The sequence below is a fragment of the Variovorax sp. KK3 genome, assembly GCF_001984055.1.
In the GTDB taxonomy this organism is placed as follows: Bacteria; Pseudomonadota; Gammaproteobacteria; order Burkholderiales; family Burkholderiaceae_C; genus Variovorax.
In genome coordinates, this window is record NZ_LYVO01000100.1 from 1 (window position 1) to 20,344 (window position 20,344).

General features: G+C 67.9%; 23 protein-coding genes. 9 read left to right on the forward strand and 14 right to left on the reverse strand.

All coding sequences use genetic code 11. The features are described 5' to 3' along the window. The 8 genes from B0W80_RS30410 to B0W80_RS30445 all read right to left on the reverse strand — a co-directional run. A partial coding sequence (locus B0W80_RS30410; protein ID WP_077002890.1) for a DMT family transporter occupies nucleotides 1–884 on the reverse strand: 884 nt, incomplete at its 3' end. 54 nt (nucleotides 885–938) lie between these two features. Further along, nucleotides 939–2,954 carry a response regulator gene (locus B0W80_RS30415; RefSeq protein ID WP_256856733.1) on the reverse strand — a complete coding sequence of 672 codons (2,016 nt, stop codon included), beginning with the start codon at nucleotides 2,952–2,954 and terminating at the stop codon, nucleotides 939–941. A 4-nt stretch (nucleotides 2,955–2,958) separates the two neighbouring features. Further along, nucleotides 2,959–3,813, reverse strand: a complete 855-nt coding sequence (locus B0W80_RS30420; protein WP_077002891.1) for a sensor histidine kinase KdpD — start codon at nucleotides 3,811–3,813, stop codon at nucleotides 2,959–2,961. Beyond that, on the reverse strand, nucleotides 3,810–4,838 hold the full coding sequence (locus tag B0W80_RS30425; RefSeq protein ID WP_077002892.1) for an ATP-binding SpoIIE family protein phosphatase: 1,029 nt from the start codon (nucleotides 4,836–4,838) through the stop codon (nucleotides 3,810–3,812). The genes B0W80_RS30420 and B0W80_RS30425 overlap by 4 nt, the downstream gene beginning before the upstream one ends. Beyond that, a complete protein-coding gene (locus B0W80_RS30430) occupies nucleotides 4,829–5,233 on the reverse strand; it encodes an anti-sigma regulatory factor (RefSeq protein ID WP_077002893.1) in 405 nt (134 codons plus the stop codon). Before B0W80_RS30430 ends, B0W80_RS30425 begins: the two co-directional genes overlap by 10 nt. Further along, the gene (locus B0W80_RS30435) at nucleotides 5,223–5,597 is read right to left on the reverse strand and encodes an STAS domain-containing protein (RefSeq protein ID WP_077002894.1); all 375 of its coding nucleotides are present in this window, start codon (nucleotides 5,595–5,597) and stop codon (nucleotides 5,223–5,225) included. Before B0W80_RS30435 ends, B0W80_RS30430 begins: the two co-directional genes overlap by 11 nt. Nucleotides 5,598–5,599: 2 nt before the next feature. Continuing rightward, the gene (locus B0W80_RS30440) at nucleotides 5,600–6,448 is read right to left on the reverse strand and encodes an STAS domain-containing protein (RefSeq protein WP_077002895.1); all 849 of its coding nucleotides are present in this window, start codon (nucleotides 6,446–6,448) and stop codon (nucleotides 5,600–5,602) included. A gap of 317 nt (nucleotides 6,449–6,765) precedes the next feature. After that, nucleotides 6,766–7,167, reverse strand: coding sequence for a cupin domain-containing protein (locus tag B0W80_RS30445; RefSeq protein WP_077002911.1), 402 nt, complete (start codon nucleotides 7,165–7,167; stop codon nucleotides 6,766–6,768). Nucleotides 7,168–7,237: 70 nt separating this feature from the next. Here B0W80_RS30445 and B0W80_RS30450 point away from each other — a divergent pair, with 70 nt between their 5' ends. Beyond that, nucleotides 7,238–8,089 (forward strand): hypothetical protein, encoded by an 852-nt coding sequence (locus B0W80_RS30450; RefSeq protein WP_077002896.1) that lies wholly within the window; start codon nucleotides 7,238–7,240, stop codon nucleotides 8,087–8,089. Between the two features lie 93 nt (nucleotides 8,090–8,182). Here the strand turns inward: B0W80_RS30450 and B0W80_RS30455 are convergent, their stop codons facing one another. Further along, complete coding sequence (locus tag B0W80_RS30455) at nucleotides 8,183–9,241, reverse strand: SDR family oxidoreductase (protein ID WP_077002897.1); 1,059 nt, start codon at nucleotides 9,239–9,241, stop codon at nucleotides 8,183–8,185. A 133-nt stretch (nucleotides 9,242–9,374) separates the two neighbouring features. Between B0W80_RS30455 and B0W80_RS30460 the strand changes: the two genes are divergently transcribed. The 3 genes from B0W80_RS30460 to B0W80_RS30470 all read left to right on the forward strand — a co-directional run bounded on the left by B0W80_RS30460 (nucleotide 9,375) and on the right by B0W80_RS30470 (nucleotide 10,587). Then, a complete protein-coding gene (locus B0W80_RS30460; RefSeq protein ID WP_077002898.1) occupies nucleotides 9,375–9,686 on the forward strand; it encodes a hypothetical protein in 312 nt (103 codons plus the stop codon). A 123-nt stretch (nucleotides 9,687–9,809) separates the two neighbouring features. Continuing rightward, nucleotides 9,810–10,022 (forward strand): hypothetical protein, encoded by a 213-nt coding sequence (locus B0W80_RS30465; protein WP_077002899.1) that lies wholly within the window; start codon nucleotides 9,810–9,812, stop codon nucleotides 10,020–10,022. A 16-nt stretch (nucleotides 10,023–10,038) separates the two neighbouring features. Then, nucleotides 10,039–10,587, forward strand: a complete 549-nt coding sequence (locus B0W80_RS30470; protein ID WP_077002900.1) for a sugar O-acetyltransferase — start codon at nucleotides 10,039–10,041, stop codon at nucleotides 10,585–10,587. Nucleotides 10,588–10,620: 33 nt separating this feature from the next. Here B0W80_RS30470 and B0W80_RS30475 read toward each other — a convergent pair whose 3' ends face one another. Genes B0W80_RS30475 through B0W80_RS30485 form a run of 3 tightly spaced genes read right to left on the reverse strand, consistent with a single transcriptional unit; the run spans nucleotide 10,621 to nucleotide 14,592 of the window. After that, complete coding sequence (locus B0W80_RS30475) at nucleotides 10,621–11,730, reverse strand: calcium:proton antiporter (protein ID WP_077002901.1); 1,110 nt, start codon at nucleotides 11,728–11,730, stop codon at nucleotides 10,621–10,623. Continuing rightward, nucleotides 11,727–12,734 (reverse strand): phosphatidylserine/phosphatidylglycerophosphate/cardiolipin synthase family protein, encoded by a 1,008-nt coding sequence (locus B0W80_RS30480; RefSeq protein WP_077002902.1) that lies wholly within the window; start codon nucleotides 12,732–12,734, stop codon nucleotides 11,727–11,729. The genes B0W80_RS30475 and B0W80_RS30480 overlap by 4 nt, the downstream gene beginning before the upstream one ends. A gap of 40 nt (nucleotides 12,735–12,774) precedes the next feature. Beyond that, complete coding sequence (locus B0W80_RS30485) at nucleotides 12,775–14,592, reverse strand: ABC transporter ATP-binding protein (protein WP_077002903.1); 1,818 nt, start codon at nucleotides 14,590–14,592, stop codon at nucleotides 12,775–12,777. A 234-nt stretch (nucleotides 14,593–14,826) separates the two neighbouring features. On the opposite strand from B0W80_RS30485, the gene B0W80_RS30490 reads away from it, so the two are divergent. The 5 genes from B0W80_RS30490 to B0W80_RS30510 all read left to right on the forward strand — a co-directional run bounded on the left by B0W80_RS30490 (nucleotide 14,827) and on the right by B0W80_RS30510 (nucleotide 19,228). Further along, a complete protein-coding gene (locus B0W80_RS30490; protein WP_077002904.1) occupies nucleotides 14,827–15,309 on the forward strand; it encodes a hypothetical protein in 483 nt (160 codons plus the stop codon). A 2-nt stretch (nucleotides 15,310–15,311) separates the two neighbouring features. Further along, nucleotides 15,312–16,427 (forward strand): alpha/beta hydrolase, encoded by a 1,116-nt coding sequence (locus tag B0W80_RS30495; protein WP_083745739.1) that lies wholly within the window; start codon nucleotides 15,312–15,314, stop codon nucleotides 16,425–16,427. Continuing rightward, a complete protein-coding gene (locus B0W80_RS30500) occupies nucleotides 16,424–17,038 on the forward strand; it encodes a GNAT family N-acetyltransferase (RefSeq protein WP_077002905.1) in 615 nt (204 codons plus the stop codon). The genes B0W80_RS30495 and B0W80_RS30500 overlap by 4 nt, the downstream gene beginning before the upstream one ends. A 43-nt stretch (nucleotides 17,039–17,081) precedes the next feature. Beyond that, entirely contained in the window at nucleotides 17,082–17,852 is a 771-nt protein-coding gene (locus B0W80_RS30505; protein ID WP_077002906.1) for an SDR family NAD(P)-dependent oxidoreductase, read from the forward strand. A gap of 116 nt (nucleotides 17,853–17,968) precedes the next feature. Further along, on the forward strand, nucleotides 17,969–19,228 hold the full coding sequence (locus B0W80_RS30510; RefSeq protein WP_077002907.1) for an alpha/beta hydrolase: 1,260 nt from the start codon (nucleotides 17,969–17,971) through the stop codon (nucleotides 19,226–19,228). Nucleotides 19,229–19,276: 48 nt separating this feature from the next. Here B0W80_RS30510 and B0W80_RS30515 read toward each other — a convergent pair whose 3' ends face one another. Both B0W80_RS30515 and B0W80_RS30520 read right to left on the reverse strand, forming a co-directional pair. Then, the gene (locus tag B0W80_RS30515; RefSeq protein WP_179107061.1) at nucleotides 19,277–19,672 is read right to left on the reverse strand and encodes an Imm50 family immunity protein; all 396 of its coding nucleotides are present in this window, start codon (nucleotides 19,670–19,672) and stop codon (nucleotides 19,277–19,279) included. Nucleotides 19,673–19,680: 8 nt separating this feature from the next. Beyond that, nucleotides 19,681–20,344, reverse strand: a 664-nt coding sequence (locus tag B0W80_RS30520; RefSeq protein WP_077002909.1) for an HNH/endonuclease VII fold putative polymorphic toxin, incomplete at its 5' end; no start/stop codon positions are given.

Consider the following 20,344-nt stretch of genomic DNA (forward strand, 5'->3'; position numbering starts at 1 on the left):
ATCGTCCCCACCCCCGCCGACGCGATCAACCCGATCCCGAACACCGTCCACCCATCCGGCGCATGGTCGAAGAGCGCCCATCCGATGGCGGCTGCGAAGCCGATTTGCGCATAGGCGAAGGGCATCAGCAGCGACAAGGGAGCCGTGCGCACCGCGGCCGCCATGCTGACCTGGCCCGCCGTCGCCAACGTGCCCATGAGCACCAGCAGGGCCCAGTGCCCTGCATCCACGCCGCGCAGCGAAGGCACGATGTCGAGCGGCAGGAACCACAGGCCCACGCCGATGACGACCGCGATGAGCGATGCCGACAGGAAGTTGGTGACGACGATGTCATCGATGGATGCGACGCGGCGTGTCACGAGTTGGAAGGCGGCGTAGCAGAGGGCGCCGAAGATGGGCAGTGCCGCGCCCCAGCCGATGGATGCCTCGCCGGCCGGGCGCACGACGGCCAGCATGCCGGCCACGCCGAGCGCGACCATGGTCCATCGAGAGGCCGACACGTGCTCCTTGAGGATCAATGCACCCAGCACCGTGGTCGCCACGGGTGCCAGCAGCATGAGCGCCGTGAATTCGGCCAAGGGCAGGTGTTGAACGCCGAAGAAGGCCGAGCTGGAGTTGCACAGCAACAGGAAGCCGCGCAGCACCTGCAACATCGGTGCCCGGCTTTTCAGCCGGAGCGACCCATTGCGCGCCCAGTGCCATGCCGCCAGCACGCCGCTCTGAAAGACGTACCTCGCCCACAGAAGCACGAGCACGGGAATGGTCGCACCGAGGTGCTTGATGGTGGCGTCGCTGCCGGCGAACATGCAGGAAGTCAGCAGGATGAGCCCGATGCCCTTGCTCAGGTTCGCCTTTGCGGCTGTGTTTTGTTTCGCGGTTTCCAAGATGACTTCCGTTCGCCGCAATGCCGATGCAACGGTCGTGCCACCCTCGGCCCGTCAACCTCCACTCGCGCCGCGCAGCGTGGCCAGCAGCAGATGCGCGTCGAGCGGCTTCGACAGATGCGCATCGAAGCCCGCGTCGAGCGCGCGCTCGGCATCCTGCGGCCGCGAAAACGCCGTCAGCGCCACGCAGCGCGTCGCCGCGCGGCCCTGCTCCGATTCGATGCGGCGCACTTCGCGCACCAGCTCGTAGCCGTCGCGGCCCGGCAAGCCGATGTCGCTGACCAGCAATTGCGGCCAGCGCTGGGCCAGGGCCCCGATGGCCGCGTCGAAATCCGCCACCACACGCACCTGGGCGCCTGCTTCGTGCAGCACCACGTCGAGCATCTCGGCCGCGTCGGCGCTGTCTTCCACCACCAGCACGTCCATGCCGGTCAGCGGTGATGCCATCGGGTCGGCATCGTCTTCCTCGCGCCCCGTGGGGGCCGTGGTGGCGTCCGCACCCACCGGCACGCCTTCACGCGCCACGTCGAAGCGCGCCACCAGCGTCGCTCCCTTGCCCTCGCCTTCGCTGAAGGCCTCGACCGAACCGCCGTGCAGCTCGGCGAGCCGCTTGACGATGGACAGGCCCAGCCCCAGCCCGCCGTGCATGCGGTTGTCCGGCGCATCGCTTTGCGTGAAGCGATCGAACAGGTGCGGCACGAAGTCAGCCGCGATGCCCTTGCCGTGGTCTTGCACGCTCAGCGTCAGGGTCGGGCCGCTGCGGGAGAGCACGACGTTGACGACACCGCCGGCGCTCGAGAATTTGATGGCGTTGCTCAACAGGTTCCACACCACCTGCTGAAAGCGCGTCGGGTCGAGCCAGGCCGACACGCGCGCTTCACCCTCTTCGGCCAGCTGCACGTCGAGCGAGCGAGAGGCGATGTCTTCCTTGAGCCCATCGATCGAGTCGTGCGTCAGGTCGACCGGGTCGACCCACTCGCGATGCAGTCGCAGCTTGCCGGCGTTGACGCGCGAAACGTCGAGGATGTCCGAGATGATGCGGCTCTGGGCCGTCACGCTGCGCGCGATGGCGTCGAGCGCCTTGCCCATCAGCTCGGGGCGGCTGCCGTATTTCTGCAAGATGTGGACCCAGCCGCTGATGGCGTTGAGCGGCGTGCGCAGCTCGTGCGAGAGCACGGCCACGAAGTCGTCCTTGGTGCGGCTGTGGCGCTCGGCCATGGCGCGGGCGGCCTGCTCGCGTTCGAGCACTTCCTGGCGCGCACGCTCCAGCGCGACGCGGGTCGAGATGTCGATGGCCACGGCGACCAGCAGGCCGGGCTCTTCGAGCGGCGACAGGCTCCAGGCCAAGGGCACCTCGGCGCCCGACCGATGCATCAACGAGAACTCGCTGCGCCACACGACGTCGGTGGACGCGCCCTGCCCTTCGGCGTGCTGCATGAAGCGACGCACGTCCTCGCGCGAATCCGGCGCTGCGAATTCCGCCAATGCCTGCCCGACCAGTTCTTCCCGCGTCCGCCCCAACAAGGTCGCCAGGGCGGGATTCACGTCTTCGAAGCGCCCGGCCGCATCGAGAAGGGCCATGCCGTTGGGCACCTGGTTGTAGATGGCGCGAAAGCGGCTCTCGCTCTGGCGCAGGCGGTCTTCGGCGCTGCGCGCGCGGATCAGCGCCTGCAGCGTCGCGACCAGCACGGCCGGCTCGGCCGGGTGGACCAGGTAGGCGTCGGCGCCGGCGTCGAGGCCGGCCACCTTGTCGTGGTCCTGTACGAAGGTGGCCGACAGGTGAACGACCGGGAGGTTTTCGGTGCGCGGGTCGGCGCGCAGCGTGCGGCAGACCTCGAAGCCGTCGACGTCGGGCAGGTGCACGTCGAGCACCACGGCCGACATGCCGTCGACCGCACGCGCCAGGGCTTCGCGCCCGGTGGATGCCTCCTGCGTCGGAAAACCGGCCGCGCGCAGGGTGCGCGAGGTGGAGTAGCGCGTGGCGGGATGGTCGTCGACCACCAGGATGCGGTGCGCAGAGCGATCGATGGTCGAATTGATGATGGCCGGACTGGGACTCGGGATCGCCACGCGCCTACTCCTGCCGTTCCGCCACGGCAAGCTGTTGCGGCAGCGTGACGAAGAAGGTCGAGCCCTTGCCGAGCTCGCTTTCCACGCCAACCGTGCCGCCGAGCAGGCTGGCCAGTTGCCGGCACAGCGCCAGGCCCAGGCCCGTGCCGCGCAGCCGCTTCTGGATGGGCGAATCGACCTGCGAGAAGTCGTCGAACACGGCGACCAGGTGTTCCTGCGCGATGCCGATGCCCGTGTCGGTGACCGAGAAGCGCACGCTGCCGTCGCCGAAAGGCCGCGCCGAGACGCGAACCTCGCCGGCCGAAGTGAACTTGAGCGCGTTCGAGATGAAGTTGCGCAGGATCTGCGAGAGCTTGCGGTCGTCTGTGTACAGGCGCGGCAAGCCGTGCGGCTCTTCGAAGGTCAGCGTCACCGCGTGGTTGTCGAGCATCGGGCGGAACATGCCGCGCAGCGCGGAGAAGAGATCGACCATCTCGAACCAGGCCGGCGAAATCTCGACGCGGCCGGCCTCGATCTTGGCCAGGTCGAGCAGGTCGTCGACCATCTCCGAGAAATCGATGGCAGCGGTCTGGATGAAGCGAACCTGCTTCGCCTGCTCTTCGGTGAGCGGGCCGTCGACCTGGTCGATCAAGAGGCGCGCGATGCTGCGGATGGAGCTGACCGGGGTGCGGAACTCATGGCTCATGTAGGCCAGGAAACGGCTCTTGAGCTCGGTCGCCTTCTTGAGCTGGATGGCCTGCTCGTCGAGTTCGGCGTAGAGGGCGACCACGCCGCGGTTGGTTTCTTCCAGCTCCGCGCGCAGGTTGTCCACTTCGGCCTGGCTGGCGGCGAGCTGCGCGTTGAGATCGGTATCGGTCATGGCGATGGGGTGGGCCGCAGGGCAAGAATACAGACATCGTCGCGCCCGCGCGAGAAATCGGCGTAGATGCGGGCCGCCAGCAGCACCGGGTCGCGATGCAGCAGCGGGCCCAGGCCGCCGGCGTCCCAGCGCGACACGACGCCGTCGCTGTGGAGGATGACGGTCGCGTGCAGCGGCAACGGCATGCGCATGGCCTCGAAACGGCGCGCTTGCAGGCCCAGCGTGCCGTGCGGCGTCAGCAGGGATTTGTCGAAGGTGCCCGATACCACGCGCCCAAGCACGTTGCCGGCGCCTGCATAGGCCACGTCGCCGGCACCGACCCTCATCGCGAAAACGGCAGCGCCACGCGTGGTGCGCAGCGCCTCGTGCATGGGCGGCAAGCTTTCGCGCGCATCGGCGAAGGGGCGCTCGGCGAAGCACCGCACCGCCTCTTGCGACGCCACGGCCGCGTCGGGCCCATGCCCCAGGCCGTCGGCCAGCAGCGCGGCCGCACGCTCGCCGTCGAAAGCCACGCACCAGCCGTCACCGCAGACGGTTTCGCCGCGCACCGGTACGCAGACGGCGCCGAAAGCGTAGGCCGCACCGCCGCGGGCTGTCGGCGCGGCGGGCGCGCGCGATGCCGGCGCGATCCGGGCCACGCACGTGGTGCCCTGGTCCGGCGCCGAATGGATGTCGAAGAAATCGCTCTGCCGCGCAATCGCGCCCAGGCCCGAGCCGGGTGTCGAGCGGGTCGACACGCCGTCGCGCATCGCACGCGGCAGGTCGGCGATGCCGGGGCCGCCGTCGACCGAAAGGATCTCGATGTCGCCGAAGGGGTCGCGCGCCGCCACCAGCAGCTGGCCCTTCTGTGCGTGCTTGGCCAGGTTGGTGCCGAGTTCGGTGGCGACGATGGCGGCCCGGGCGGCATCGACTTCCGGCCAGTCGCGCTCGCTGCACAGCCGCGCCACGTGACGTCGCGCCTCGCCGACGCAGCTCGCGTCCTCGATGACGAAGGCGCGGTGCGTCCAGCCGGCGATCACTTCCACTTGAGGATGCTCACGCAGGTGCCCTTGCCGGGCGTGGACTGGATGTCGAATTCGCTGACCAGCCGCTTGCTGCCGGGCAGGCCGAGGCCCATGCCGCTCCCGGAGGTGTAGCCGTCGGACATCGCGAGCGGAATGTCTGCGATGCCCGGTCCTTCGTCCTCGAAGCGCAGTTGCAGGCCGCGGCGCGCACCGCCCTCCACGATCGACCAGTGCATGCGGCCGCCGCCGCCGTGGATCAGCGTGTTGCGCGAGAGCTCGCTGGCCGCCGTGATCATCTTGGTCTGTTCGACCAGCGAAAACTTCAACTCCTGACACAGAGCGCGCACCGTCTGCCGAGTGGCCACGATGTGCTGTTCGCTTTGCAGCGGCAGCGTGCCGGTCGGCTCATGCGCCAAGGGCGTTCTCCCGGCGCAGGCGCGCGAGCAGGGCCATGCCACGCTCCACGTCGAGCGCAGTGCGAACACCTTCGAGCGAGAGTCCCAGTTCGACCAGCGTGATGGCCACGGCCGGCTGCATGCCCACCACCACCGTGGTGGCCGACAGGATGCGAGCGATGCCAGAGATCGTGCTGAGCATGCGGCCCACGAAGGAATCGACGATCTCCAGCGCCGAGATGTCGATCAGCACCCCGGCCGCGCCGGTGGCGGCGATGCGGTCGGCCAGGTCTTCCTGCAGCGCCAGGGCGGTCTGGTCCTGCATGTCGACCTGGATGGTCACCAGCAGGGTGTCGCCCATGCGAAGGATGGGAATGCGGTCCACGTTCAAGCCTCGTTGCGCATGACGCGCCAACCGGTGGTCTTCAAGGCCAGCGCCAGTGCGTCGGCCAGGGTGGCCTTGGTGGTGATGCCCTGCAGGTCGATGCCCAGGTGCACGATGGTCTGGGCGATCTGCGGGCGGATGCCGCTGATGATGCAGTCGGCGCCCATGAGCCGGATCGCGGTCACTGTCTTGAGCAGGTGCTGCGCGACCAGCGTGTCGACGGTCGGCACGCCGGTGATGTCGATGATCGCGAGGCCGGTGCCGGTCTTGGCGATGCTGTCGAGCAAGGTCTCCATGACGACCTGGGTGCGGTTGCTGTCGAGCGTGCCGATCATCGGCACTGCCAGCACGCCGTCCCACAGCTTGACCACGGGGGTCGAGAGTTCGAGCAGGTCTTCCTGCTGGCGGCGGATCAACTCCTCGCGCGTTTTCTGGAAGGTGGTGGCCGTGTGCAGCGCCAGCCGGTCGACCAGCGTGGTCAGCGCCCAGAGGGACGACGCCAGCAAAGCGGCGTCGGAAGCGAACAAGGCCTGCAGGCGCACGAACAGCGGCTTCTTGAGCGCCAGCACGAACACGCTGGTGGCGCCGGCCGTATCGCCCTTGGCGGCACGTGTGGCCGAAAGGTCTTCGAGCGTCCTGCGCACGTCGGCCCAGGCCGGGCCGTCCAGCGATTCGATGCTGCCGCCCGCTTCGAGCGCCGTGCGCAGGCCGGCGATCAGCGCCGATGCCTCGGCCTTCGAACTGGCATGCAGGCTGCCCTGGACAGCCTGCAGTTCCTTCAGCCAGCCCTCGATGGTGGCGCCTTCGTCTTCGCGCAGCACCTGGGCGATGGCGCCGTATTCTTTGCTCATGGATTCCCCTCCGGTGGTTGTGCGCCCCGACAGCCTTCTTCGTCACCCGTCGGAGGCGGGGGGGATTCTAGTGGGGGATGTCCCGCAAGGCGTGTCAGCAATCGCCGATTGCTTGTGTGCTTGTGTGCTTGTGTGCTTGTGTGCTTGTGTGCTTGTGTGCTTGTGAAGAACGCGCTCGCAGTGCGACGGAGGTCGAGCCCTCATCGGCAAAGGGAACAGATGTCGATGACTCGACTCGTCTATTGCGACGGAGCCGGCCACACTGGGTCGCGGACTGATGTCACGGCCTCATCGGCAGGCCGCAACGCTGATCGCCTTTACTTCAGTTCCTTGCCGGCGTGCTCGCCCTCGAGGAACTTGTTGGGCTTGAGGAAGAACGACAGCACCAGCGCACCGTTCGGCGAGCGTGCCAGATGGCGGTTGCCGCGCGGCCGCCACACGAAATCGCCCTCGCGCACTTCGCCCTCGTCGTCGACGATGCTGCCCGACAGCACGTAGGTCTGCTCGATTTCCACGTGCTCGTGCAGCGGCAACTGCGTGCCGGGCTCCCAGCGGAACAGCGCCGTCAGCAGGCCGCTCTCCTCGTCCTGCATGAGCACCTTCATCTCGATGCCGGGCGTGGGCGTCGGCTTCCATGGGATCTGCGACACGTCGACATAGCGCGAGTCGAGTTCGGACAGATGCTGGTGCGCGGGATGAAAGGGTGTGACGGCGGTCATGGCTCGCATCATAGTTCAAATGGACTTACCATTAAGTCGTTTGGTATTTCATTCACGATCGGACGACCCCATGGCATCGAGCAGCACCGCCCCCCGTATCGAACAACGCGCCGCCGGCCGCGTCCTCGTGTTCGACTCCGCCACCTACGTCGAGGGCTATGTCGCCGGCGCGCCCGGCACCAGGGGCGACGTCGTCGTCAACGCGTCATACAGCGGCGTGCTGTGCGCGCGCATGGTGATGAGCGCCGCTCCCAGCGCCGTCATCGGGCTCGACTGCGCGATCGGCAAGGACGGCGCGGGCATCGCGGGCCTCTGGTACTACGAAGCGCTCGGCGTGCCCTCCGCCGCGGTCGACGTGATGACGGCCGAGATGGGCAACGGCTCCGATCTCTACGACAACGGCATCGTCAGCCGCGTCAACGACGCGGCGCAGGCGCTGGGCATCGAGCCCGGCATGCGGGCACGCGACGCGGCGGATCATCTGCTCAGCGGCGACAGGAAGCCGCGCCTGTTCGAGCCGACGCGTCGGCGTGTGATCCATACCGACGACGCCACGGGCCGCGGCATCGTCTGCACCGATTCCATCGCCTACGCGCTGCCCGAGGACAAGGATCGCAACGTGCTGTGCACTGCGGGACACACGGGGCGCAGCGTGATCGGCTATTTCCGCGACTTCAGGCCGTGGGCCTTCATCTGTTCGGACGGCGGCATCGGCAAGAACCAGTCCGGCCTCAGCGCGCTCGAAGCGGTGGAGCCCGACGGCATCGTCGGCTGCTCGGTGAGCGCGCTCTCGGCACGCATGGGCGACGGACAGAGCACCTACTTCGATGGCGTGATCAGCGCCGCTAACCGGCATGCACGGGACAAGGGCGTGAAGGTGGGGCAGAGCGCGCGCGAAGCCGCCCTGCTGCTGCTCAAGTAATTCCGCTCCGGCTCGAACGGCGTGCCTTGTATCGGCGCATCGCCGTACCGACATCGAACACCGCGCTGCTCGGAGTCGACAGCGCGCGACGGCTCAATGCGGCAGCACGCCCGCTTCCTGAAGCTCACGCAGTCGCTCGATGAACACCGCATCGGTCTCGATGCAGTCGTGGAACCCGGCGCGCCGGATCTTGCCGGTTTCGAGCACCACGTCGTGCTCCATACGCAGCATGTAGTCGACCCAGGACCAGTTGACGACCGTCGCGATGTCGAGGCTGCGCAGTCCGGCACGATCCGCGAGCCCTTGCCACGCGGTTGCCTGCTGCGGCATCGCGTCGGCGAGCGGGATGGTCTTGGGCTCGGCCCACGCCATGCCGAAGTGATGTGCGATCTGCGGCCAGGTGCGGCTCCAGCGCGCCGGGTCGCCATTGGCCACGTTGAAGGCCTGGTTGTCCGCCGCGGGGCTCTCCGCCGCCCACAGTGCCGCGGCGCCGATCTGGCCCGCGTCCGCGATGTGGTGTAGCGATTCGTAGGCACCCGCCGCACCCGGGTAGCGCAGCGGAATGCCCTGCTCGCGGCAGACCGCGGCATAGATGCCGATGCCCAGCACCAGGTTCATCGGGTTGCCGACTGCATAGCCGGAGACGAACGGCGGGATCAGGTTGCACCAGGTCCAGGCGTGCCCCTCCTGCGCCTGCCGCAAGAAGTCTTCCTGGTCGTAGTAGAAGTTGGGGCCCAGCTGGCGCGGGTCGGTCTCGCGGCACGGCGTTCTCGTCGCGCCCCACTGGATGCCGTAGAACTTGGCCCCCGTGGTCAGCACTACCTTCTCCAGACCCGGACACTGCCGCGATGCCGCCTGCACGATGTTGCGCAGCATCGCCAGGTTGGGCGCCACCTCCGCGGCGCGATGGGGCGCCTGCTGGAAAGCGGCATAGAACAAATGCGTGATGCGCGGCTCGTCCGCCAGCGCGGCGCGGCAGGCCTCCGCATCCATGAGGTCGACGGCGATGCATTCGACGCCATCGACCTCGCTGCGCCCCGAGCGCGATGCGCACAGCACCCGCCAGCCCGCCCGTCGAAGCCGCCGCACGATGCCGGTGCCGACGATGCCGCTGGCGCCGGCGACCAGCGCGGTGGGGGTGGTGGTGTTCAACGTGTCTCCTACAGCGTTCTCAAATCACGGCCATTGGTCGGACCATTATATGTTTTGTTTCGAACACGTTTGAACCGACGACCAGAACAGTTGATTGGCCGCGGGGTATGGCGTTCGGACTAACATGGCCTAAATGAAGATTACGCAACTGACTTCGGTTGGTGTCACGCGCTCGACGCGGCAACCGATCGAAAGCGTCCACCGCGACGGAGAGTCGCTGGCAAAGTTTGTCGAGAAGGCTGCGGTTCAAGTTGCTCGGCAACGCCCGGCGCAGCAGGCCTTTGTGGCGCGAGGCCGCGCGTCGTTGGCGCGCTCGCTCGAAACGGGCGAGCTTTACGCTGCCACGGACGCACTCGACGCGATGCGAGCCCGCCTGATTGCATTGAAGGCGACCCTTTCACATGTCGATTCGCCATCGACAACCGGGTCGAATGCGAAGCCGTGATCCTATTCGGCGGCGAGGCAAATTACCCTACGAGATCGAAGGCACGATGCCGACCCACCCGCCGGCTCGCCGCCGATAACTTCGCGCCACCGGCGCATCGAGCGCCAACTTGGAGGTAATCTAATGACTGCCAACGCGAAAGTCGTGGGAAAACTGGAATACCGGGCCGGCGACGGCCCGCTGGTCACCGTGCCGGTGGGGCCGGTCGAAATCAACCTTGCACAAGACAGCGCCGTAATGAGCTGGGGCGAAGACGGCAGTGCGCAGAGCACCGCCATCCCGCTCGACGAATACAGGCGCTACGTCGACGAAGGCGTGATCGAGCAAGACGCTTGAAGAAGGCCGAGCACCGATGGCCCTTAGCGAAAAACAGAAGATGCTTGCCGGCGAGTTGTACGACGCCGGCGATCCGGAGATTCAGGCCGATCTGGCCGCGACGCGCGCATGGCTGGTGCGATACAACGCTTCGCTGGGCGCCTCGACCGTCGACCGGCGGGCGTTGTTGAGGGAGCGCCTGGGCTCCGTGGGGGAAGGCTCGACGATCCGGCCGCCCTTTCATTGCGACTACGGTTTCAACATCAAGGTCGGCAACGGCGTGTTCCTCAACTTCAACTGCGTCGTCCTCGACGTGGTGGAGGTGAGCATCGGCGACAAGACGCAGATCGGTCCGGGCGTTCAGATCTTGACCGCCGATCATCCCCGCAACGCAGCGGAGCGCGAGGCCGGCCTCGAGTTCGGCCGGCCGATCGTGATCGGCCGCAACGTCTGGATCGGCGGCGGCGCCATCCTGCTGCCCGGCATCACGGTCGGGGACGACGCGCTCATCGGCGCCGGCAGCGTCGTGACGCGCGACGTGCCGGCCGGTGCAACGGTCGTCGGCAATCCTGCGAAGGCGCGCTGAGCCTGCCGGCTGCGCTCGCCGCCGCGAACGCTGTCAGCCCTGAAATATCAACACCAGGTAGGCGAAGAACACCGTGAGGTGAACCGCCCCCTGGATCACGTTGGTCCGCCCGCTCGAGAAGGTGACGATGCTCACGGCCAGCGTCAGCGCCAGCAGCACGAGGTCGGCGCCCTGCACGCCGAGCACCGGCGGCTGGCCGATCAGCGCGCCGATCACCACCATCGCCGGAATGGTCAGCCCCACCGTCGACAGCATCGAGCCCAGCGAGATGTTGACCGAGCGCTGCAGTTGATTGCCCAGCGCCGCGCGCACCGCCCCCATGCCTTCAGGCAACGCGACCAGGATGGCGATGAGGACGCCACCGACGGCCGCGGGGGCGTTCAGCGTTTCGATCAGGTGGTCGATGGGATGCGACATCTCGTGCGCGAGCAGCAGCGCCGGCACCAGGTTGGCGGCCAGCTTCAGCGCGCACAGCACGATCTCGGGCTTGGCGTGGCCGTGCCGTCCGGCGCCCGTCTCCTCCGCCGAGAAGTAGTGGCGGTGCCGCCCCATCTGCACGCGCAGGAAGACGAGGTACAAGCCGACGGAGACGATCACGATGAAAGCCTGCATCGCGATCGAGAGCGCCGGCCCCGCGCTCGGCCGGGTGAAGCCGGGCAGCACCAGGCCGAACACCAGCATCGGGATGGCGGCGCTCAGGTAGACGTTGGCGCCCTGCAGGTTGTGCATCTGCTCGCCATGCCGCCAGCCGCCGGCCAACAGCGCGAGGCCGACCATGCCGTTCATGATGATCATCACGACCGCGAACAGCGTGTCGCGCGTCAGCGTGGGGTTGCTGTCGCCGTGCAGCATCACCGACGAGATGCTCGTGATCTCGATCAGCGTCACCGACAGCGTGAGGATCAGCGTGCCATAGGGGTCGCCCAGCATCTCGGCGAGCCGCTCGGCATGGCGGATGACCGCCAGCGAGGCATTGACCACCGCGGCGAACAGCGTACCGAAGGCCAGAACGAGCACGGGCCAGTGCACCATCCGCGGCCAGATGGCGTCCCCGAACAGCAGGAAGAAGGCCGCCGCGGCAATGCTCACGGCCAGCGGCCATTCGCGCGCCAGGGGCCGGTTGCGAGGCCGTGGCACGCTCATCGGTGCGGTGGGCCCGAGGCGCTTCCGCCCAGCACCAGCTTGCCGGGGTCGAGCGCGCTGCGCTTCTTCAGGTCGCGCAGCAGTCCCTCGTCGCTCAGGTCGAGCTTGCGCGATGCCTTCCAGTCGCGGCGCGCGGTGGCGTCGAGCCGTCTGATGGTGGCGGCGTCGCTGGTCTCGATGGCCAGCTCGCGGCGGCCGTCGAAGCTGCCGGGGGCCAGGTTGATCGACCCGACGATCGCCCGCCGGCCGTCCGCCAGCATCATCTTGGCGTGCAGCCGCAGGTCTTTCATGGTGTGCACCTTGGCGCCGACGTCCTGGAGGATGCGCAGGCCGCCGACGCCTTCGATCAGCTTGTCGGGCTTGAGCGAGTGCGGCGGCCTGGTCAGGATGTGGAGCTTCACGCCGCGCAGCGTGGCACGCACCAGGCGCTCGATGATCACCATGTCCTGGTAGCGCTCGTTCTGCATCCACAGCGTGGTCTTGGCCGCGTCGATGAACTCGGCCACGCGGCGGCGGCCGTTGTCCGGGCACCAGATCAAGTGGCAGTCGGCCCGCGGCGCGAAGTCCTCGCGTGCCCAGTCGGCGTCGAAGCAGTCGACCATCTCGCGCGTCTCGACGGCATGGTCCGTGACCACCGCGTAGTCGCGGGTGCCGTTCAGGTCGTCGGGTTCCCAGTTCAAGGACTCCACGAAGCCTTTTCTGTCGTCGATGACCATCGATTTCTGGTGCGTGAGCTCGAATTTCGGATGGCCGGCGCGAACCTCGATGCCGGCTTCGGTGAGCGCAGTGTAGGCGGCCTCGTTCTCCCTGGCACCGTTGCGGCGCGCCGGGTTGAGCATCACCCGCACCTTGACGCCGCGCCGGTGCGCACCGATGACGGCCGCGAGCAGGGTCTCGTCGCTGAAGAGGAACATGCGGATGTTCAGCGCGTGGCGCGCCGCGCGGATCGCATCGAGGATGGGCCGGGCGGTGTCGTCGGGCAGCACGATGAGTTGGTGCGTCATGGGAGGTGCGTCAGGGCTTCTTGCAGGCGTCCGGCGGGCGTCATGCGGCAGCGGTGGCGGCTGCTGCGGCCGCGGCGTGATCGGTAGCCCGATCGTCGACAAACTGGGCGCGGTGCAACGCCGCGTAGTGGCCGCCGTGGCGCAGCAGTTCGTCGTGCGACCCTTGTTCGGCCACCACGCCATGGTCGAGCACGACGATGCGATCGGCATGGCGGATCGAGCTGAGCCGGTGCGCGATCATCAGCACCGTCCTGCCCGCCATCAGCCGCCCCAGTGCCTCGATGACGAGGCGCTCCGACTCGGTGTCCAGCGCCGCGGTGGGTTCGTCGAGGATCAGGATCGGGCAGTTGCGCACCAGCGCGCGCGCAATGCCGATGCGCTGGCGCTGGCCGCCGGAGAGCGTGTCGCCGCGCTCGCCGACGAAGGAATCGTAGCCGTCGGGCAGGCGGCGGATGAACTCGTCGGCATTGGCCAGCCGCGCCGCCTCGACGATCTCTTCGGCGCTGGCACCGGGCCGGCCGTAGGCGATGTTCTCGGCGATGGTGCCGCGAAAGAGCACGGTCTCCTGCAGCACGTAGCCGATCTGCGCACGCAGGTCGGCGAGCTTGTAGTCGCGCACGTCCACGCCGTCGATCGACACGCGGCCGGAACGCGGGTCGTAGAAGCGCGGGATCAGGCTGGCCACGGTCGACTTGCCGCTGCCCGTGCCGCCGACGATCGCGACCATCTGCCCGGCCGGGATCGAGAACGACACACCGTCGAGCACCGGCGCGGCGCTGCTGTAGCCGAAGACCACACGGTCGAAGGCGAGTTCGCCCCTGGCCTGCTGGAGGCTTCGGGCATCGGCCTTCTCGCGGACGATCTCGTCGGCGTCGAGCACCTTCTGGATGCGCTCGAGCGCCACGTGGGTCTGCGCGATGGTGCTGGCCATGCTGGCGAGGTCTTTCACCGGCTTGAAGAACTTGCCCAGGTAGGCCAGGTAGACGGTCAGCGCGCCGATGGTCATGGTGCCGGCCACGACGAGCGCCGTGCCCTTCCAGAGCACGACCCCGGTGCACAGCGCCACCACCAGCGCGACGGCGGGCGACAGCACCGACTTGAGCTTGCGCGCCTTCAGCGCCGCATCGGTGCTGGCCCGGCTGGCGGCGGCCATGCGCGCGGCCTCCAGGTCCTGCCGGCCGAAGGCCTTGATGGTGCGCACCGAGCCCAGGCCTTCCTGCACCACGGCCATGATGTCGCTCTGGCGTGCCCGGACCTCGCGCGACACGGTCTTCATGACCCGCTTGAGCCGGAAGACGAAGAAGATCAAGAGCGGCATCGCAGCCAGCGCGATGAGTGTGAAGTCCCAGTCCAGCCACACCATCAGCACCAGCATGAAGACGATGGTGACCACGTCGACCAGGATGCCCAGCGTCGAGGACGAGGCGAAGTTCTGCACCGTCGCCACGTCGGTGGTGATGGTCGACATCAGCACCGCGCTGCGCGACTTGTCGTAGTACGACAGCGACAGGCGCTGCATGTGCTCGTAGATCCGCAGGCGAAGGTCGTTGGCCACCCACTGCCCGATGCTGGCCGTGTAGTAGTTGTCGACGTAAGCCGCGATGCCCCCGGCGATGGCGACCGCCACCGTAGCGATGCCCGCGAAGAGCGCCACGCCGAGCGTGTGGCGGCCGATGCCCAGGTCGTGCGCCCAATGCAGGGTGTCGGGCAGCCGGTGCGCGCCCAGCGCGTCGTCGAGCACCAGCTTCAGCGGCCACGGGGCGGCGAGGCTCATGAGCACTTCCACCACCATGGCGCACAGCACGATGGCGAGCCAGGCGCGGTAAGGCTTGATCAGTCCGAGAACGAAGCGGGTCATGTGAGTTTCTCCGGGTCCGATCGTAGGAATTGCGGACCCGGCCGAGTTGCCTGTGCGTCCCAATCGCGGCTCGCGCGTCCCCGGCACCGGTCCGGAATCCGTCCGCCGCCTGTCCGGCCCGCGGCCGGAGTTGGCCGCTCGGCACCTGTGCTTCTGCCCCCGCACTCGCTACGATGCGCCTGGAGACAACACCGCCGACCGAAGGGCGCAGGCATGGCAACAAGCGGAAATTCGATGCTGGACCCCCTGGGCCTGTGGCGCGACGCCCTGGGCCAATGGGAGAACCGCACCAACCAGGTGGCCAACAAGGAGATGAAGTCCGAGGACTTCGCGCGCGTGGCCAACACCATGCTGGGCATGACGCTGGGGCTGCAGCAGGCGCTCGGCAAGGCCAATTCCACCCTGCTCAAGGAACTCAACCTGCCCAGCCGGGCCGAGCTGCTGGCCGTGGACGAACGCCTGCAGCGCATCGAGGAGCAGCTGGCACTGCTGACCCACCAGCTCGGCGCCCGCGACCCGGCACTGCCCAAGGCCGCCATGCCGCCCCGCACGCGACGGCCGGCGCCGCCAGCCATCGAAGCCGCCACAGCCGCCCAGGCACCGGCTCCAACACCTGCGCAACCCGCCGAGGCGGCACCCGAAGCCGCCGCCCGGCGCAAGCGCGCGGCCAAGGCCCGGCGCCCCGCCGCCAAGACGGCCGCACTCAAGGCACGCTGAACATGGCCGCGCCACGCCCCACCGCCAAGCCGGAAGCCGGCCGCGCCCCCAACGAGACGGACGCCGACTGGGTCGCCAAGGCCCGCGAAGAAATCGAGCGCGCGGTGCAGCGCAGCGTCAAGGGCGTGGGCTACCTCGGCGCCGGCGCCGCGACCGTCGGCACCACGCCCAAGGACGTGATCCACAAGCAGGGCACGCTGAGCCTCTACCATTACCGGCCGCAGTCCGACGAGATCTACCGCGTGCCGCTGCTGCTGGTGATGGCGACCACCAACAAGGCCTACATCTTCGACCTGGCACCGGGCCAGAGCCTGGTCGAGCACTTGCTCCAGCGCGGCTACGACGTCTACGTGATGGACTGGAGCCCGCCGCGGCCCGAGGAGGCCGGACTGCGGCTGGAGGACTACACCCAGCGCTTCATCCCCGAATGCGTACGCCGCGTGCAGGCCGATTCGGGGGTGGACGACGTGAGCATCGTCGGCTACTGCATGGGCGGCGTGCTCTCGCTCATCTATGCCGCGCTGCATGCCGACGGCCCGATGCGCAACCTGGTGTGCTTCACCACGCCGGTGGACTTCACCCGCATGGCGCTGTTCCAGGCCTGGTCGGACCGCAAGCACTTCGATGCCGACCGCATGATCGACGCCAATGGCATCGTGCCCGGCAACCTGATCACCGGCGGCTTCGACGCGCTGCGCCCCACCGGCCGCGTCACCGGCACGCTGCGCCTGTGGGACAACCTGTGGAACGACGAGTACGTGCGGCAGTACCGCATGATGGACCGCTGGGGCACCGAGACCCTGCCGCTGGCCGGTGCCTACTTCAAGCAGACCATCGAGCTGCTGATGCGGGACAACGCGCTCTTCCACGGCACGCTGAAGGTAGGCGGCCAGCAGGTCGACCTGGGCCGCATCCGCGTGCCGCTGCTGTCGGTGGTGGCCGAGCACGACCACATCGTGCCCTACGACTGCGCGCACCCGCTGCTCGACAAGGTGGGCTCCACCGACAAGGAAGAAGTGATGCTCAAGGGCGGCCACGTCAGCCTGGTGGCCGGCCCCAACGCGGTCAAGCGCATGTGGCCCAAGCTCGATCAATGGCTGGGAGAACGATCCGTATGAACAGCAGCAAGCAAGCCGCCGCGCCGGCATCCGATGCCGCGCGCCATCCGCGCAGCTTCGAGGCCGACGGCAAGACCGTGACGATCGACGAGCTGCGCGCCACCGACGAGGCCGCGCTGCTCGCCTTCGCCCAGGCGCTGCCGCCGCACGACCTGCTCTTCACCTACCGCGACATCAGCCAGCCGCGCGTGATCAAGGCCTGGATACGCGAGGCCGTCGAGCGCCGGCGCATGCCCAGCCTCGCGGCCCGGCTCGACGGCCAGATCATCGGCTGCTCGTCGCTGATCCACGACGCGCTGTCGTGGTCGCCGCACGTGGGCGAGCTGCGCGTGGTGGTGGGCCCGCAGGCGCGCGGCCTGGGCCTGGGGCGGCAGCTGGTGCAGGACAGCTTCGCCCAGGCGCTCGCGCTGGGGCTGGAAAAGCTCACGGCCCAGATGACCACCGACCAGCGCGGCTCCATCGCCATGTTCGAGAGCCTGGGCTTCCGGCCCGAGGCGCTGCTCGCGGGCCACGTGCGTGGCCGCGACGGAACCCAGCACGACGTCGTGGTGCTGAGCCACCAGGTGGCCGAAGTGGCCGCCCGGCTCGAGGCCTACGGCATGGGCGCTTGAGCAGCGCCTCTTCTTCCATTCACCTTTCGAAGGAGACAACACCATGGACATGGGCGCAATGCTCAAGGGCAAGGGCGTGCTCGTCACCGGCGCGTCGGGCGGGCTGGGCGCGCACTTCGCGCAGGTGGCCGCGCGCAACGGCGCGCGCGTGGTGATCGCGGCGCGGCGCAAGGCCAAGCTCGACGCGCTGGCGGACGAGCTGAAGAAGCTCGGCGCGCAAAGCGTGCTGGCCGTCGAAATGGACGTGGGCAGCGACACCGCCATCCATGCAGCCTTCGACGCCATCGAGGCCGACGGCGGCCCCGTGGACGTGGTCGTCAACAATGCCGGCGTGGGCGGCGAAGGCTCGGCCATCGACATGAGCCCGGCCGACTTCGACGCGACCATCCAGACCAACCTGCGCGGCGTGTGGCTCACCGCCACCGAGGCCGCGCGGCGCTGGCGCGCGGCGAAGCGCGGCGGCTCGATCGTCAACATCGCGTCGATCCTCGGCGAACGCGTGGCGCACCACGTGGTGCCCTACGCCACCACCAAGGCCGCCGTCATCCAGATGACCAAGGGCCTGGCGCTCGAATGGGCGCGCTTCGGCATTCGCGTCAATGCGCTGGCGCCCGGCCACATCCGCACCGACATCAACGACGCCTTCTTCGAAACCCAGGCGGGTCAGGACATGATCAAGCGCATGCCCATGCGCCGCCTCGGCAAGGCCGAGGAACTGGACGGCGCCTACCTGTTGCTGGCCACCGATGCCTCGTCGTGGATGACGGGCACCGTGATCGCGGTGGACGGCGGGCACCTGGTTTCGTCGCTGTGAGCGCCCGCCGGCCGACCGATGCCGCACGTGCCGCGGTCGAAGGTGAAGGTGCATCGCAAAGCACTGCGAGGCCGCGCAAGGACAGGCGGGCGAGCCCGCTGCCCGAAGGTCTCGGCATGCCCTCGCGCTTGCGCGCGGAGCAACTGGACCCGGAAGCGCAGGCCCTGCTTCGCGGCTTCAACTTCGCCACGCGGCGCACTGTGGGCCGCGTGCCCACCGTGGCCTCCATGCGCCGACGCTGGTTACTGATGTCGACGCTGATGGCGCGCCGCATTCCGCTGCCGCGCGTGGAGAACCACCGAATCGCCGGGCCGGGAGGCCGGCTGGCGCTGCGCCTTTACCGGCCCGTGGAGGTCAAGGAGGGCGAGCCACGGCCGCTGTTACTCTGGTTCCACGGCGGCGGCTTCGTACTCGGCGGCTTGGCCACGGCCGACGCGATCTGCCGCCACATCGCACAGCGCAGCGGCGCCGTCGTGGCCACGGTGGACTACCGCCTCGCGCCCGAGCACGACCTGCATGCAGGCCGCGACGACGCCCTGGCCGCGCTCGACTGGCTGCAGGCCAACGCAGCCGGCCTGGGCATCGACCCCGCACGCTTCGCGCTGGGCGGCGATTCGGCCGGCGGCAACATCGCGGCTGCGCTGACGCAGCGTCTCGCCGCCCGCGGCAACGCGGTGCCGCGCCTGCAGGTGCTGGTCTATCCGGCCACGAACCTGCGCGACCCCTTTCCCTCGCGCGACGAGAACGCCAAGGGCTACCTGCTGACGGCCGACTCCATCGCCTGGTTCGATGCGCAGATCGGCACGCGGCATGCGAATGCGAATGCGCATTCGGACGACCCGCTGCTCTCGCCTGCCCTGCACGGCGACCTGTCGGCGCTGCCGCCTGCGCTGGTGCTCAGCGCAGGCTACGACCCGATCCGCGACGACGGCCTGGCCTACGCGGCACTGCTGCGCGAGGCCGGCGTGCCGGTGCAACTGCTCCACTACGCGGGCCAGTTCCACGGCTTCCTGAACTTCGATGCCGTGCTGCGCGCGGCGCGCGACGCACTCGATCGCCTGGGCGATGCGCTGCAGCAGGCGCTGGCCGTCGATGCGACTGCATCCGCCACGCCGGACTGCACTCTGGAAGTTGGCGCCGCCCTGCGCTCGCCGGCAGCGTTCGGCGCGCTGGGGCGCGACCTGCTCGTCGGTGGATTCATGGCCGCCGAATGGATGGAGCGCTCGCGCAACCGCATGATGAGCGCCTTCGTGCCGCGGGCCGCCATGTCGTCGTTGCCGAGCGCACCTCCCTGGGCCCTGCTCGCCACGCAGCTGCGCGAACGCGTGGCCTCGGCGTATGCGCCGCTGGAGATGCGGCGTACTTACTCTCGCTGAGCCTTCTTCTGGATGTGTGATTTCATGGATTGTGTCGTCTACCCCTGATCAATCACCCTGCCGATACGCGCTGATGCCATCCACCATGACGAATTCAGTCCGCAGTCCAAATTTGGCGTGTTCATTTTGACCACACAGGCGGACCAGTGGACCTTCTTTAACGATGCGAAGGTCCATTCGCATGTTTGAAGAAAATCCGGAGATCTGAAGATTTTCTACCCCGACTGCCAACAAGCGCATCTGCACTCGATTTAATCCCGAAGCAGACCATTTGGCTGGAGGATGGTCGGGGAAACCGTGAAGGTCGAAACGCAACAGGAGCCGAGGACCATCACGATGCAGGGACATCTCGTGAAGATCAACACCTTCAAGCAGCGGAGGACTCGAGCCATAGATGGCCCTGACTGGCGCTGCGTCCACTAGTAAATCGGTCCAATGGGTCATAGTCATATTTACCAAGAATAGTGATCTTTCGTCCCAGGAATAGATCCGCCGCGTGTGTTCTCAGGAGGACGCACATTGAAATGCGGGCCCTGGTCTCCGACGCCGCCTTGTCTGAACTGATGGCCGGCACCGTGGTCTTGGACGACTGCATTCGTGCCGTCCGGCCGCGTATAGGTGTACTCGCGCGTCATGATGGGCTTGCCGTCTAAGCCGAGGACACTCTTGCCATTTTGATCTGTCATCGGCACGCGGCTAACTGAGTCTGGATGTTGCGTCCTAGGAACACCAAGATCTCGTTTCGCTTCGCCAAGGGCGCCGCTGCGACCTGTGATCCCTTTTGCGATGGGAGGACATGGCGGCGACCATCTCGCCGAGCCACCTCCACCGCCTCCGCCGATTCCGGAACCACCGCCGGCGTCAAGCGGCTGTAAGTCCAAGGGCTTGCGAGGCGTTGCTCTCTGCTGAAGTCCGTCCGGGTCAATGAAACTCAGCGGATTGCCATCAACGTAGACAAACTGATTCCAGCCGGCGCTTAGTCCCATGGGGTCCGGCTGCGTATAGCGCCCGCCCATTGCAGGGCTATAGCTGCGATTGACGTTGTAGTTCAGTCCCGACTCTTTGTCGAAGTAATGGCCGTCGTACCGCTTGTTGAAGATGACCTCAGAGATGTTG